The organism is Micromonospora matsumotoense, assembly GCF_900091525.1.
GTDB lineage: Bacteria > Actinomycetota > Actinomycetes > Mycobacteriales > Micromonosporaceae > Micromonospora > Micromonospora matsumotoensis.
Genome location: NZ_FMCU01000042.1, coordinates 1 through 15,091 on the forward strand (window position 1 = coordinate 1; position 15,091 = coordinate 15,091).

General features: G+C 74.6%; 3 protein-coding genes. All 3 read left to right on the top strand.

Translation table 11 applies throughout. The features are described from left to right. Positions 1-2,943 (top strand): SDR family NAD(P)-dependent oxidoreductase (locus GA0070216_RS33340; RefSeq protein ID WP_141723297.1); only part of this gene is annotated, 2,943 nt, incomplete at its 5' end. 37 nt (positions 2,944-2,980) lie between these two features. Continuing rightward, positions 2,981-7,744 carry a type I polyketide synthase gene (locus tag GA0070216_RS33345; protein WP_425413219.1) on the top strand — a complete coding sequence of 1,588 codons (4,764 nt, stop codon included), beginning with the start codon at positions 2,981-2,983 and terminating at the stop codon, positions 7,742-7,744. Between the two features lie 59 nt (positions 7,745-7,803). Further along, positions 7,804-15,091 (top strand): type I polyketide synthase (locus GA0070216_RS33350; RefSeq protein ID WP_091254879.1); only part of this gene is annotated, 7,288 nt, incomplete at its 3' end.

Sequence of the window (15,091 nt, forward strand, 5' to 3'; positions counted from 1 at the left end):
GGGGTTCTGGATCAGACGGGGTGGACGCAGCCGGCGTTGTTCGCGGTCGAGGTGGCGTTGTTCCGCCTGGCCGAGTCGTGGGGTCTCAAGCCGGATTTCGTGGCGGGTCATTCGATCGGTGAGTTGGCTGCGGCGCACGTCGCCGGGGTGTGGTCCCTGGCGGACGCCTGCCGTGTCGTGGCGGCCCGGGGCGGGCTGATGCAGGCCCTGCCGGCGGGCGGCGCGATGCTGGCGATCGCCGCGCCGCTTGTCGAGTTGGATCTCGGTGACGTGGACGTGGCGGCGGTGAACGGTCCCCGGGCCGTCGTCGTCTCTGGCACCGAGGAGCAGGTTGCCGCGTTGGAGGCGTCGCTTGAGGTGAAGACGCGCCGGTTGCGGGTGTCGCACGCGTTCCACTCGCACCTGATGGACCCGATGCTGGCCGACTACGGGCGGGTCGTCGCCGGGGTGACCGCCAATGGGGTGACCATTCCGTTGGTGTCGACCGCGACGGGTGACCTGGCGACCGAGGCCGAGTTGGGCAGCGCCGGGTACTGGCAGGGGCAGGTGCGGGGGACGGTGCGGTTCGCTGACGCGGTTGCCGCGTTGGCCGCGCGGGGTGTGACCCGGTTCGTGGAGATCGGCCCGGACAGCGTGCTCACCGCGATGGCCGCCGACAGCGTCGACGGGGTCGCCTGCATTCCGCTGCAACGCCGGGACCGCGACCAGGTCACCGCCTACGCCACCGGGATGGCCCGGGCCTGGACCACCGGCGTCGACCTCGACTGGGCCGCCGTCCACCCCGGCGGCCGACCGGTCGAGCTGCCCACCTACGCCTTCCAGCACCAGCGCTACTGGATCGAGCCCGACTCCACCACCGGCACCGGCACCGATGACGCCGACGGTGGGTTCTGGGACGCCGTCGACCGGGGCGACACCGACCTGCTCGCCGACGGCCTCGGCGTCGCCCCCGGCGTCGTCACCGAGGTGCTGCCCGGCCTCGCCGCCTGGCGGGCCCGGCAGCGCGACGCGTCCACCGTGGACGACTGGCGCTACCGGGTGGTGTGGCGCTCCACCGAACTGCCCGACGGCGGGGAACTGACCGGCACCTGGTGGCTCGTCGTACCGCCGGCATCGACCGGCGACGCGCGGGTGACCGCCCTTGCCGACGGACTGGCCGCCCGGGGCGCCGACGTCGTCACCGTCACCGGCACCGACCTGCCCGCCGGGGACACCCCCGCCGGGGTGCTGTCCCTGCTCGCCCTCGACGACACCCCCGACGCCACCGACGCCGGGCTCTCCGTCGGCGTCACCGACACCGTGGCGCTGATCCAGGCGCTCACCGCCACCGACTTCGCCGGCCGGATCTGGTGCCTCACCGTGGGCGGCGTCGCCGTCGACCGGTTCGAGGACCTGCCGCACCCCGCGCAAGGCGCGCTCTGGGGCCTCGGCACCGTGCTGTCCCTGGAGTACCCGCACTCCTGGGGTGGCCTGGTCGATCTGCCCACCGACTGGACCGGCGAGCACGTGGCGCGGCTCGCCGACGTCCTCGCCACCGGTGCGGAGGACCAGGTGGCCGTCCGTACCGCCGGGGTGCTGGCCCGGCGGCTGGTCCGCTGGCCCGCCGCCGGCAGCCCCGAACGCCGCTGGCAGCCCACCGGGACCGTGCTGGTCACCGGCGGCACCGGGGGCATCGGCGCGCACCTCACCGGATGGCTGCTCGACCACGGCGCGGACCGGGTCGTGTTGGCCAGCCGGCGCGGCCCGGCCGCCCCCGGTGCGGCCGACCTGATGGCCCGGCACCCGGGCGTCGACGTCGTCGCCCTCGACGTGGCCGACCGGGACGCGGTCGCCGCGTTGCTGACCGACCTCGGCGACGGGCTGACCGCCGTCTTCCACGCCGCCGGGGTGCTGCACCAGGAGAAGTCGCTGCCGGAGACCAGCGTGGCGGAGTTCGCCGACGTGTGCCGGGCGAAGGTGCTCGGCGCGGTGCACCTGGACGAGTTGCTGGCGGACCGGCCGTTGGACGCGTTCGTGGTGTTCTCGTCCGGTGCAGCGGTGTGGGGCAGTGCCGGTCAGGCCGGGTACGCGACGGCGAACGCCTTCCTCGACGCGTTGGCGCACCGGCGGCGGACCCGGGGGGCGGTCGCCACGTCGGTCGCCTGGGGCAGTTGGGCCGGCGGCGGCATGGCCGACGGGGAGGCCAGCGCCCACCTGAGCCGGCAGGGCACCCCGCCGATGGACCCCCGGCTCGCCGTCCGGGCGCTCGGTCAGGCCCTCGACCACGACGAGAGCCACCTGGTCGTCGCCGACATCGACTGGGCCCGGTTCACCCCCGTCTACACCCTGGCCCGGCCCCGGCCACTGCTCGCCGCGCTGCCCGACGCCCACCCGGAGACCGAACCGGCCGCCCCGGTCGCCACGACCGCCGACCTCGCCGGCCGGCTCGCCGCGATGCCGTCACCGGACCGCCTCGACACCGTCCTGGCGCTGGTCCGCGACCAGGTCGCCGCCGTCCTCGGGTACGCCTCCGGGGCCGACGTGGACCCCGAGCGGGCGTTCAAGGAGGCCGGCTTCGACTCGCTGACCGCCGTCGAGCTGCGCAACCGGCTCGCCACCGAGACCGCGCTGCGGCTGCCCGCCACCCTGGTCTTCGACTACCCGACCCCGACCGAACTGGCCCAGCAACTGCTCACCGAGCTGGTGCCCGCCGACGCCGGGGGCGTCACCCTGCTCGACGACCTCGACCGGCTCCAGGCCGCGCTGTCCACCCTGGACGCCGACGCGGTCGCCGCCCTCGACGAGAGCACCCGGGCCGGGGTGGGGGAGCGGCTCAAGGGCCTGTTGGCGGCCTGGACCACCGGTCAACGCCCGGCCGAGGTCGCCAGCGTCACCGAGGACCTCGACACCGCCTCCGACGACGACCTCTTCGACTTCATCGACAGCAAGTTCGGCACCTCATGATCCGTCCGCTCCGTCGGCCCCGTCCAGGAATGGGTTCCTGATGTCCAACGAACAGAAGCTTCGTGACTACCTGCGGCGGGTCACGGCCGACCTGCACGAGACCAGCGAGCGGCTCCGCGACATCGAGGAGCGCGCCGCCGAGCCGATCGCCATCGTCGGCATGGGCTGCCGCTACCCCGGCGGGGTCGACTCGCCCGAGGCCCTCTGGGACCTCGTCGTGGCCGGCACCGACGCCATCTCCGGCATGCCCACCGACCGGGGCTGGGACCTCGACCGGCTCTACGACCCGGACCCGGACCACCCCGGCACCAGCTACACCCGGGAAGGTGGCTTCCTCCACGACGCCGCCGACTTCGACCCGACGTTCTTCGGCATCTCGCCCCGCGAGGCCGCCGAGATGGACCCGCAGCAGCGGCTGTTCCTGGAGACGTCCTGGGAGGCGCTGGAACGGGCCGGCATCGACCCGCTGTCGCTCAAGGGCAGCCCCACCGCCGTGTTCACCGGCGTCGTCTACCACGACTACCCGGACAGCTGGGGCGCCGGCAGCATCGTCTCCGGCCGGCTGTCGTACACCCTCGGGTTGGAGGGGCCGGCGGTCACCGTCGACACCGGCTGTTCGTCGTCGCTGGTCGCCCTGCACTGGGCGTGTCAGTCGCTGCGCGCCGGGGAGTCTTCGCTCGCCGTCGCCGGCGGGGTCACCGTGATCGGCACCCCCGCCGCGTTCGTCGAGTTCTCCCGGCAGCGGGCGCTGTCCTTCAACGGCCGGTGCAAGGCGTTCGGCGCCGCCGCCGACGGCACCGGCTGGGCCGAGGGCGCGGGCGTGCTGGTGCTGGAACGGCTCTCCGACGCCCGCCGCAACGGGCATCCGGTGCTCGCCGTCGTGCGGGGCTCCGCGATCAACCAGGACGGCGCGTCCAACGGCCTCACCGCCCCCAACGGCCCCTCCCAGCGCCGGGTCATCCGGTCCGCGCTCGCCAACGCCCGGCTCGCCGGGCAGGAGATCGACGCGGTCGAGGCGCACGGCACCGGCACCCGGCTCGGCGACCCGATCGAGGCGCAGGCGCTGTTCGCCACGTACGGCCGGGACCGCCCCGCCGACCGGCCGCTCTGGCTCGGCTCACTGAAGTCCAACATCGGCCACTCGCAGGCCGCCGCCGGTGTCGGCGGGGTGATCAAGATGGTGCAGGCGATGCGGCACGGGCTGCTCCCCCGTACCCTGCACGCCGACGAGCCCAGCGGCGAGATCGACTGGTCGTCGGGCACCGTGAAGCTGCTCACCGAGCCGGTCGACTGGCCGCAGACCGGTCGGGCCCGCCGCTGCGCGGTCTCCTCGTTCGGCATCAGCGGCACCAACGCCCACGTGGTGCTGGAGGAGGTGCCCCCGGCCGACGAGGAAGCGCAGCCGGCCACTCCCACCGTGCTGCCGTGGGTGGTCTCCGGGTACACCGACCGGGCGCTGGGTGCCCAGGCCGAACGGCTGCTGTCCCACCTGAACGCCGCTCCGGCCGACCCCGCCGCAGTGGGCCGTACGCTGGTCGGCCGGGCCCGGCTCGCGCACCGGGCCGTGGTGCTCGGTGGGGACCTGCCGCAGTTGCGGGCCGGGCTCGCCTCGGTCGCCGCCGGCCAGCCCGCGCCGAACGCCGTCACCGGCACCGCCGACGCCGCCGGCCGGGTCGTCTTCGTCTTTCCCGGCCAGGGCGCCCAGTGGGTCGGCATGGCCGCCGCGCTGCTGGACTCCTCGCCGGTCTTCGAAGCGCAGATGCGCCGCTGCGCCACCGAACTGCGCGCCTATGTCGACTGGGACCTGCTCGACGTGGTGCGCGGGGTGCCCGGTGCGCCGTCGCTGGAATGGGTGGACGTCGTGCAGCCCGCCCTGTGGGCAATGATGGTCTCCCTCGCCGCCACCTGGCGGGCGTACGGCGTGGAACCCGACGCCGTGGTCGGCCACTCGCAGGGTGAGATCGCCGCCGCCTGCGTGGCCGGCGGGCTGTCCCTCGCCGACGGGGCGCGGGTGGTCACCCTGCGCAGCCGGGCCATCGGCGAGAAGCTGGCCGGTCGGGGCGGCATGGTCTCGATCGGGCTGCCCGCCGACCGGGCGCAGGAGCGGATCGCCCGGTGGGCGGGCGACATCTCCCTCGCCGTGGTAAACGGGGCCGGCTCGGTGGTGGTCTCCGGCACCCCGGAGGCGCTGCGCGAACTCATCGCCGCGCTCACCGACGAGGGGGTCCGGGTCAAGCAGGTCGCCGTCGACTACGCCTCGCACTCCGCGCAGGTGGAGGCGCTGGAACACCGGCTGCTGGAGGACCTGGCCCCGATCAACCCGCGTACCGGGACGATCCGGATGCTCTCCACCGTCACCGGCGACTGGGTGGACACCGCCACCCTCGACGCCCGCTACTGGTATGACAACCTCCGCAACACGGTCCGGTTCGACCCGGCGATCCGCTCTCTCGCCGGGCAGGGCTGGACCGGGTTCGTGGAGGTGAGCCCGCACCCGGTGCTCGGCATGGGGATGCAGGAGACGTTGGAGGCGGCGGACCACCCGACGGTGGTCACCGGCACCCTGCGCCGCGACGACGGCGGCCTGGACCGGCTGCTCACCTCCCTGGCCGAGCTGCACGTGCGGGGCGTCGCGGTGGACTGGGCCGCCGCCCTGCCCGGCACCCGCCGGGCGGACCTGCCCACCTACGCCTTCCAGCACCAGCGTTACTGGATCGCGCCGGCCACCGCCGCCCCGGCCGGTGGCGGCACCGACGCCGGGTTCTGGGACGCGGTGGAACGCGCCGACGTCGACACGCTCGCCGACGGCCTCGGCGTCGACAGCGCGCTGGTCGGCGAGGTGCTGCCCGGCCTGACGTCGTGGCGGTCCCGGCAGCGCGACGTCACCACCGTGGACGGCTGGCGCTACCGGGTGGCATGGCGGCCGACCGAGCTGCCGGCCGGTGGGCAGCTCACCGGCGTGTGGTGGGTGGTCGCCCCGGCGACGCTGGCCGACGACGACCGGCTGCGTACCCTCGCCGACGGGTTGGCCGCGCGGGGCGCCGAGGTGGTCACCGTCACCGGCACCGACCACGCCGGCCGGGAGGCCCCCGCCGGGGTGCTCTCCCTGCTCGCCCTGGACGACGGCCCCGACCCGCTGGGCGTCGGCCTGTCCGCCGGGATCACCGCCACCGTGTCGCTGGTGCACGCGCTGGCCGCGTCGGACTTCACCGGCCGGCTCTGGTGCGTCACCGCCGGCGGGGTCGGCGTGGACCGGTTCGAGCCGGTCGCGGACCCGGCCCAGGGCGCGCTGTGGGGCCTGGGCACCGTGCTCTCCCTCGACTACCCCGGCTGGTGGGGCGGCCTGGTCGACCTGCCCGCCGAGTGGACGCCGGAGACCGTGGACCGGCTGGCCGACGTGCTGACCGGCGGCGGCGAGGACCAGGTCGCGCTGCGTCCGTCCGGTCCGCTGGCCCGCCGGATGGTCCGCCACCCGGTGACCGGGACGCCCGAGCGGCACTGGCGACCCACCGGGACCGTGCTGGTCACCGGCGGCACCGGCGGGGTCGGCGGGCACGTCACCGAGTGGCTGGTCGCGCAGGGCGCGCAGCGGGTGGTGCTGGCCAGCCGGCGCGGCCCGGCCGCCCCGGGCGCGGCCGACCTGATGGCCCGGCACCCGGGCGTCGACGTCGTCGCCCTCGACGTGGCCGACCGGGACGCGGTCGCCGCGCTCCTGGCCGACCTCGGTGACGGGCTGACCGCCGTCTTCCACGCCGCCGGGGTGCTGCACCCCGAGGTGCCGTTGGGGCAGACCGGCCTCGACGACTTCGCCGACGTGTGCCGGGCCAAGGTGCTCGGCGCGGTGCACCTGGACGAGTTGCTGGCGGACCGGCCGTTGGACGCGTTCGTGGTGTTCTCGTCCGGCGCGGCGGTGTGGGGCAGCGCCGGGCAGGCCGGGTACGCGACGGCGAACGCCTTCCTCGACGCGTTGGCGCACCGACGGCGGACCCGGGGTGCGGTGGCCACCTCGGTGGCCTGGGGCAGCTGGGGTGGCGGCGGTGGGATGGCCGGCGGTGAGGTCGGCGCCCACCTCGACCGGCTCGGCGTCGGCGTGATGGACCCCCGGCTCGCCGTCGGCGCGCTCGGTCAGGCCCTCGACCACGACGAGAGTCACCTCGTCGTCGCCGACGTCGACTGGGCCCGGTTCGGCCCCATCTACACCCTGGCCCGGCCCCGGCCGCTGCTCGCCGAACTGCCCGACGCCGCGCCCGAGGACACCGGGGCCACCGACCCGGCGTCGTCCTCGGCGCTCGCCGACCGGCTCGGCACGCTGCCCGAGGCCGAACAACGTGCCCTGCTGCTGGAGGCGGTCCGCACCAACGTGGCCGCCGTCCTCGGCTACGGCGACGCCGACCTGGTCGAGCCGCAGCGCGCGTTCAAGGAACTCGGGATGGACTCGGTGACCGCCGTCGAGCTGCGCAACCGGCTCAGCGCCGCCACCGGCGTACGGCTCTCCGCCACGCTGGTCTTCGACCACCCCAACCCGACCGCACTGGCCGACCAGCTGCGGGCCGAACTCGGCTACACCGGCGACACCGCCGGGGGCCTGCTCGCCGAGCTGGACCGGCTGGAGGTCACCGTCGCCGGCCTCACGCCGGAGGAGATCGAACGTCACCGGGTCACCGGCCGGCTCCAGTCGCTGCTGGCGAAGCTCAACGAGACCCTCAGCACCACCGCGGGCACCACCCTGGTCGACCGGCTGGAAACGGCCTCCGCCGACGACGTGTTCGACCTGATCGACAAGGAACTCGGCATGACCTGAGCCGCCACCGCGCTCCCGGAGCAACGTGTCCCGCTGGCAACGAGTTTGGTGAGGTTCGGATGGCGAACGAAGAGAAGCTCCTCGACTACCTGAAGCGGGTCACCGCCGATCTGCACCGCACCCGGGAGCGGCTGCGCGAGGTCGAGTCGCAGGAGCAGGACCCGATCGCGATCGTCGGCATGGCCTGCCGTTACCCGGGCGGGGTCAACTCGCCCGAGGACCTGTGGCGGCTGGTCGCCGACGGTGTCGACGCCATCGGCGACTTCCCCACCGACCGGGGCTGGGACACCGCCGCCCTCTACGACGCCGACCCGGACACCGCCGGCAGCAGCTACGTCCAGCAGGGCGGCTTCGTCCACGACGCCGCCGAGTTCGACGCCGAGTTCTTCGGCATCTCGCCCCGCGAGGCGTTGGCGATGGACCCGCAGCAGCGGCTGGTGCTGGAGGCGAGCTGGGAGGCGTGCGAAGGGGCCGGCATCAACCCCGACTCGTTGCGCGGCGGCCCGGTCGGCGTCTTCGTCGGCTGCGGCGGGCAGGACTACTGGGACCGGCTCACCGTGCTGCCCGAGCCGGTCGAGGCGTACATGAGCACCGGCAGCTCCGGCGCGGTGATCTCCGGGCGGGTCGCGTACAGCCTGGGGTTGGAGGGGCCGGCGGTCACCATCAACACCGCCTGCTCGTCGTCGCTGGTCGCGCTGCACCTGGCCGCGCACGCGCTGCGCCAGCGGGAGTGCGGCCTGGCGCTGGCCGGCGGCGTCACCGTGATGTCGACGCCCGGCGCGTTCGTCGCGTTCAGCCGGCAGCGGGGGCTGGCCTCCGACGGCCGCTGCAAGCCGTTCTCCGAGGACGCCGACGGCACCGGCTGGGGCGAGGGCGTCGGCATGCTGCTGCTGGAACGGCTCTCCGACGCCCAGCGCAACGGCCACCGGGTGCTCGCCGTCATCCGGGGTTCCGCGATCAACCAGGACGGCGCGTCCAACGGGCTGACCGCCCCCAACGGGGTGGCCCAGCAGCGGGTCATCCTCCAGGCGCTCGCCAACGCCGGCCTCACCTCCGGCGACGTCGACCTGATCGAGGCGCACGGCACCGGCACCACCCTCGGTGACCCGATCGAGGCGGAGGCGCTGATCGCCACGTACGGGCACGACCGGCCGGCGGACCGGCCGCTCTGGCTCGGCTCGGTCAAGTCGAACATCGGCCACGCCCAGGCCGCCGCCGCCGTCAGCGGTGTGATCAAGATGGTGATGGCGCTGCGCCACGGCGTCCTGCCCAAGAGCCTGCACGTCGGCGAGCCGTCCACCCACGTGGACTGGTCCGCCGGCACCGTGCAACTGCTGGCCGAGGCGCGGCAGTGGCCCGACCACGGCCAGCCGCGCCGGGGCGGGGTGTCGTCGTTCGGGGTGAGCGGCACCAACGGGCACGTGATCCTGGAGCAGGCCCCGCCGGTCGAGACCGTCGCGCCGGTCGAGGCCGCCGAGCCGCCGGTGGTGCTCTGGCCGCTGTCGGGTCGGTCGGCGGCGGCGCTCGCCGGGCAGGCGGACCGGCTGCGGGAGTTCCTCACCGACGAACGTCCGGTGGACGTCGGGTACTCGCTCGGCACCACCCGGGGCAGCGCGGCGTACCGGGGCGTGGTGCTCGGCGACGACGTGGCCGGCCTGGAGACCCTGGCGGCCGGTGGTGGCCTGTCCGGCCGGGTGGTTTCCGGTCGTACGGCGGTGCTGTTCACCGGTCAGGGTGCGCAGCGGGTGGGGATGGGTCGTGAGTTGGCGGAGTCCTTCCCGGTGTTCGCTACTGCCCTCGACGAGGTGTGTGCCGCGTTCGGGCCGTTGCTGGATGGTGATCTGCGGGAGGTGATGTTCACCGATCCGGACGGGGTGCTGGATCAGACGGGGTGGACGCAGCCGGCCCTGTTCGCGGTCGAGGTGGCCCTGTTCCGTCTCGCGGAGTCGTGGGGGTTGAAGCCGGACTTCGTGGCCGGGCATTCGATCGGTGAGTTGGCCGCCGCGCATGTGGCGGGGGTGTGGTCGCTGGAGGATGCGTGTCGGGTGGTGGCGGCGCGGGGTGGTCTGATGCAGGCCCTGCCGGCGGGTGGGGCGATGTTGGCGATCGCTGCGCCGTTGGCGGAGTTGGATCTGGGTGACGTGGATGTGGCGGCGGTGAACGGTCCGCGCGCGGTGGTGGTGTCGGGGACCGAGGAGCAGGTTGCGGCGTTGGAGGCGTCGTTGGAGGTGAAGACGCGCCGGTTGCGGGTGTCGCATGCGTTCCATTCGCATCTGATGGACCCGATGCTGGCCGAGTACGGGCGGGTCCTCGACGGGGTGACCGCCAATGCGGTGACCATTCCGTTGGTGTCGACGGCGACGGGCGACCTTGCCACCGATGAGCAGTTCGCGTCGGCCGGGTACTGGCAGGGGCAGGTGCGGGGGACCGTGCGGTTCGCCGACGCGGTCGCCGCCCTGGCGGCGCGCGGGGTGACCCGGTTCGTCGAGATCGGGCCGGACAGTGTGCTGACCGCGATGGTCGCCGACTGCGTCGAGGACGCCACCGCGATCCCGCTCCAGCGCCGCAAGCGTGCGCAGGTCGAGGCGTACGCCGCCGGGATGGCCCAGGCGTGGATCAGCGGCGTCGACCTCGACTGGGCGGCGGTCAACCCGGGCGGCCGGTCCGTCGACCTGCCCACCTACGCCTTCCAACGCCAACGCTTCTGGCTGGACGCCCCGGCCGACCCCGGCGACGCCACCGCCATGGGGCTGGACTCCGCCGACCACCCGCTGCTCGGCGCGGCCGTCACCCTCGCCAACGCCGACGGGGCCGTCCTCACCGGCCGGCTCTCCCTCGACCGGCACCCGTGGCTCGCCGACCACGCCGTCGACGGCGCGGTGGTCTTCCCCGGCACCGGCTACGTCGACCTCGCCCTGCACGCCGGCGCGCAGGTCGGCGTCGAGACCGTCGACGAACTCACCATCGAAACCCCGCTGGTGCTGCCCGAACGCGGCGCCGTCCAACTCCAGGTCGTGGTCGGCCCCGCCGACGCCGGCGAGGCCCGCACCCTTCAGGTGTACGCCCGCAGCGCCGACACCGACGCCCCGTGGACCCGGCACGCCAGCGGGGTGCTCGCCGCCGGTCGGCGTACCACCGGGACTGCCCTCACCGAGTGGCCGCCCGCCGGTGCGGAACCGGTGCCCACCGACGACCTCTACCACCACCTGGCGACCGGCGGCCTGGTCTACGGCCCGGTCTTCCGGGGCCTGCGCCGGGTCTGGCGACGCGGCGACGAGCTCTACGCCGAGGTGAGCCTGCCGGAGGGGGTGGACGCCGACGGGTTCGGCCTGCACCCCGCCGTGCTCGACGCCGGCCTGCACGCCCTCGGCCTCGCCGAGGGCGACACCTTCCGGGGGCTGCCGTTCGCCTGGTCCGGTCTCACCCTGCACGCCACCGGCGCGGCCGGGGTACGGGTCCGGCTCACCCCGGTCGGCTCCGGGGTACGGGTGGCGGTCGCCGACGCGGTCGGCGCCCCGGTCGCCACGGTCGACTCGCTGGTGCTGCGCCCCGTCCAGGTGGCCCGCCCCGGCGGGGTCGCCGACGCGCTGTTCGACCTGACCTGGCAGGAGATCGGCACCCCCACGACCACGACCACCCCGCCCTGGGCCCACCACCCGGCCGCCCGGCCCACCGGCACCGCCCCGACCACGTCGGACCCGGCGGCGTCCGACCTCGAACTGTTGGTGCTGACCGCCGGAGCCGCCGGGGACGTCACCGGCCCCGAGGCGGTGCACGACGAGGTGAACCGGGTGCTCGGCCTGGTGCAGGAGTGGCTGGCCGGCCCGGACACCCACCGGCTGGTGGTGCTCACCCGACGCGCCGTCGGTGACGACGGGACCGATCCGACCGGGGCGGCCGTGTGGGGCCTGCTCCGCTCGGCGCAGGCCGAGAACCCCGACCGGTTGCTGCTGATCGACACCGACCCGGATGCGGACGTGGCCGCGTCCCTCGCCGTGGCGGTGGCGACCGGTGAACCGCAGGTGCGGGTCCGCGACGGCGTGGTCTCGGTGCCCCGGCTCACCCGCCAGGTCGTCGCCCCGTCCACCCCGGACACCCCCCTGTTCGGTGCGGGCACCGTGCTGGTCACCGGCGCGACCGGTGCCCTCGGCACGGCGGTGGCCCGGCACCTGGTGGCGACGCACGGGGTGTCCCGGCTGCTGCTGGTGTCCCGCCGGGGCCCGGCCGCCGAGGGTGCCGACGACCTGGTCGCGGAGCTGACCGGGGCCGGCGCGCAGGTCGAGCTGGTCGCCGCCGACGTGGCCGACCGGGCCCAGGTCACCGCCCTGGTCGACGGCCACCCGGACCTGTCGGCGGTGGTGCACACGGCGGGCGTGCTGGACGACGGCGTGGTGTCGTCGCTGTCCGCCGCCCGACTCTCCGCGGTGCTGCGTCCCAAGGTGGACGCGGCGACGCTGCTGGACGAGTCGACCCGGGGCCGGGACCTGTCGGCGTTCGTGCTGTTCTCGTCGTTGTCCGGGGTGCTGGGTGCGCCGGGGCAGGGCAACTACGCGGCGGCGAACGCCTTCCTGGATGCGCTGGCGGTCACCCGTCGTGCCGCCGGGTTGCCGGCGGTGTCGTTGGCGTGGGGGCTGTGGGGTGAGGGTTCGGCGATGACCGACCGGCTCGGTGACGCCGACCGGGAGCGGATGTCCCGGGGTGGGGTGCTGCCGCTGGCCACCGCCGACGGGCTGGCCCTGCTCGACGCCGCCGTCGGCAACCCGTACCCGACCGCGGTGCCGGCCCGGCTCGACCTGGCCGCCCTGCGTGCCCTCGGCGACGACCTGCCGTTGCCGTTCCACGGCCTGGTCCGCCCGGCCCGCCGGACGGCCGCGCGCGCCGCCGGGACCACCGCGACCGGCTGGGCGGCGGACCTCGCCGCGCTCTCCGCCGAGGAGCGCGACCGCGCCGCGACCGCCCTGGTCCTCAGCCAGGTGGCCACGGTGCTCGGGCACGCCTCCGCCGAGCGGATCGACGCCGGCCGGGCGTTCCAGGAGCTGGGCTTCGACTCGCTCACCGCCGTCGAGCTGCGCAACGGGCTCTCCGTCAGCACCGGTCTGCGGCTGCCCGCCACCCTGATCTTCGACTACCCGTCCCCGCGTGACCTGGCCCGGCACCTGCTCAGCGAGATCGCCGGCCCGGACGACGCCGACACCGTGCAGCGGGTCACCACGACCGTCGCCGACGAGCCGGTGGCGATCGTCGGGATGGCCTGCCGCTACCCCGGCGGCATCACCTCGCCGGAGGACCTGTGGCGGCTCGTCGCCGAGGGCGCCGACGCCGTCGACGACTTCCCGACCGACCGGGGTTGGGACCTGGCCCGGCTCTACGACCCGACCGGCACCCGCCCGGAGACCACGTACGTGGACAAGGGCGGGTTCCTCACCGACGCCGCCCAGTTCGACCCGGTCTTCTTCGGCATCTCCCCCCGCGAAGCGGTGATCATGGACCCGCAGCAGCGGTTGCTGCTGGAGACGTCCTGGGAGGCGTTCGAGCGGGCCGGCATCGACCCGGGCACCCTGCGCGGCTCGTCCACCGGCGTGTTCGCCGGGGTGATGTACCACGACTACGTCTCCGGGCACAGCTCCGGCAGCATCGTCACCGGTCGGGTGGCGTACACGTTCGGGCTGGAGGGCCCGGCGGTGTCGGTCGACACCGCGTGTTCGTCGTCGTTGGTGGCGATGCATCTGGCGGGTCAGGCGTTGCGGTCGGGTGAGTGTGATCTGGCGTTGGCCGGTGGGGTGACGGTGATGGCGACGCCGGAGACGTTCGTGGAGTTCTCCCGGCAGCAGGGGTTGGCGCGGGACGGTCGGTGCAAGCCGTTCGCGGCGTCGGCCGACGGGACGGGTTGGTCCGAGGGCGTCGGCGTGCTGGTGCTCGAACGGCTCTCCGACGCGCGTCGGCACGGGCACCAGATCCTGGGCCTCGTCCGCGGTTCGGCGGTCAACCAGGACGGCGCGTCCAACGGTCTCACCGCGCCCAACGGACCGGCGCAGCAGCGGGTGATCCGGCAGGCCCTCGCGAACGCCCGGGTGTCGGCCGCCGAGGTGGATGTGGTGGAGGCGCACGGTACGGGCACCACGTTGGGTGATCCGATCGAGGCGCAGGCGATCCTGGCGACGTACGGTCGGGACCGGGCGCAGCCGTTGTGGTTGGGGTCGGTGAAGTCGAACCTGGGTCACACGCAGGCTGCCGCGGGCGTGGCGGGTGTGATCAAGATGGTGATGGCGATGCGGCACGGGGTGGTGCCGCAGACGTTGCACGTGGATGCGCCGAGTCCGCACGTGGACTGGTCGGCGGGTGAGGTGCGGCTCGCCACCGAGGTGGTGGACTGGCCCGTGGAGGGTCGTCCGCGTCGGGCGGCGGTGTCGTCGTTCGGCATCAGCGGCACCAACGCCCACCTGATCCTGGAGCAGGCCCCCGCCACCGCGCCGACGGCCGGCTCCGCCACCACGAGGGTCACCGACCCCGTCACCGCGCCGGTGTCGCTCTGGCCGGTCTCCGGCCGCTCCGCCAGCGGCCTCGCCGCCCAGGCCGCCCGCCTCGCCGACTTCCTCACCGACACCGACCTGCACCCCGCCGACGTCGCGCTGACCCTCGGCACCGGCCGGGCGGCGCTGGAACACCGGGGGGTGGCCGTCGGTGACGGCGTCGCCGGTCTCCGCGCGCTCGCCGCCGGTCAGGGCGTGCACGGCCACCTGAGCACCGGCCGGACTGCGGTGCTGTTCACCGGTCAGGGTGCGCAGCGGGTCGGCATGGGTCGCGAGCTGGCGGACGCCTTCCCGGTGTTCGCCGCCGCCCTGGACGAGGTGTGTGCGGCGTTCGGGCCGTTGCTGGATGGTGATCTGCGGGAGGTGATGTTCACCGATCCGGACGGGGTTCTGGATCAGACGGGGTGGACGCAGCCGGCGTTGTTCGCGGTCGAGGTGGCGTTGTTCCGCCTGGCCGAGTCGTGGGGTCTCAAGCCGGATTTCGTGGCGGGTCATTCGATCGGTGAGTTGGCTGCGGCGCACGTCGCCGGGGTGTGGTCCCTGGCGGACGCCTGCCGTGTCGTGGCGGCCCGGGGCGGGCTGATGCAGGCCCTGCCGGCGGGCGGCGCGATGCTGGCGATCGCCGCGCCGCTTGTCGAGTTGGATCTCGGTGACGTGGACGTGGCGGCGGTGAACGGTCCCCGGGCCGTCGTCGTCTCTGGCACCGAGGAGCAGGTTGCCGCGTTGGAGGCGTCGCTTGAGGTGAAGACGCGCCGGTTGCGGGTGTCGCACGCGTTCCACTCGCACCTGATGGACCCGATGCTGGCCGACTACGGGC